General features: G+C 41.6%; 2 pseudogenes. Both read right to left on the reverse strand.

What is annotated here, in order from left to right:
• A pseudogene (locus AB4232_RS21970) lies at positions 1 to 177 on the reverse strand (response regulator); the annotation flags it as partial.
• A 288-nt stretch (positions 178 to 465) separates the two neighbouring features.
• Positions 466 to 1,155: pseudogene (locus tag AB4232_RS21975) on the reverse strand (EmrB/QacA family drug resistance transporter); the annotation flags it as partial.

Here is a 1,155-nt window from a genome sequence, read left to right on the forward strand (position 1 = left end):
GAGTACATGAAAAGAGTGAGTCTCGACCGCTTTAATTGCTTGTCGATAGTCGGTCGCAATAAAGATGCAATCATGTGCAATGCCCAAGCTCGAGAGTTGCTGCTTTATAAGAATAGTTGCACTCTTGGAGTCGTCGACAATTAAAACTCGTAGGTCAGGTGGTAAGGTCAAATCCATTTTCCTCAATACCAAATGTTATTTTTAATTTAGGCGTCAAGTTGCACATTGTCAAGGTGCCAATATCACAGGCAAACACTCAATAAACTATTGGTAATTAAGGAGTATTCGATAACATTTATGAAAGACTTCAAACGCAGGTTACTTTTACCTGATTTTCGTTGGGCTATACGTGTTTTAGAAATAAAAAAGAGGCAAGCCGATAAGCTTACCTCTCAGTTTAATTGTTCGGTTTTTTATTCGAAATGTTGTTCTTTTCTTGAAGCTTTATTAAACAAAACTCTAGCGCTAATCACGCATATTTAGAATCAATACTGCAGCTAGAGCCAAGAACGCCGTCATCATTAAGAACACATCGTTGTAAGCCATGATAGCGGCGTCACGTTGCATTGTGCCAAGTAGGCTAGCTTGCGCTTGTTGCATCGCTGTCGCGGCATCACTTCCTGATTGAATAAAGAACGCTTGTTGATCTTTGAGCGTTTGCCAACCTAACTGACTCACTGAAGGTAGCGACTCTTTGATATGCGCCAAATGCTCGCGCGTTTTGTTATCTAGCAACGTAGCAATAATCGCGATACTAAAAGCACCCCCTAAGTTACGCATTACGTTGGTTAAGGTCGAAGCGTCAGGTGTGTCCATTTTGCTGATGTTTTTCATGGCAACCAAAGACAGCGGAACCATAATAAACGGGCTACCAATAGCACGCAGAACCATAGACAAGATCAACTGTTGGCCACCAAAATCAATCGTCATATGTGTATTCACGTAACAACTGAAGCCAAACATCGCGAAACCAAAGGTCACTAAGTACTTAGGCTTAATGATTTGCGTCAGCTTAGGAACGATTGGGAATATCAACAACTGTGGGAAACCCATCCACATCAAGACTTCACCAATTTCCATCGCGTTATATTGCTGAATTTGAGTGAGATACATCGGCAGAACATAAATAGAGCCGAGCAGCGCCATCCCTAGAAT

Source organism: Vibrio sp. 10N.286.46.A8 (assembly GCF_041470165.1).
Taxonomy (GTDB): Bacteria; Pseudomonadota; Gammaproteobacteria; order Enterobacterales; family Vibrionaceae; genus Vibrio; species Vibrio tasmaniensis_A.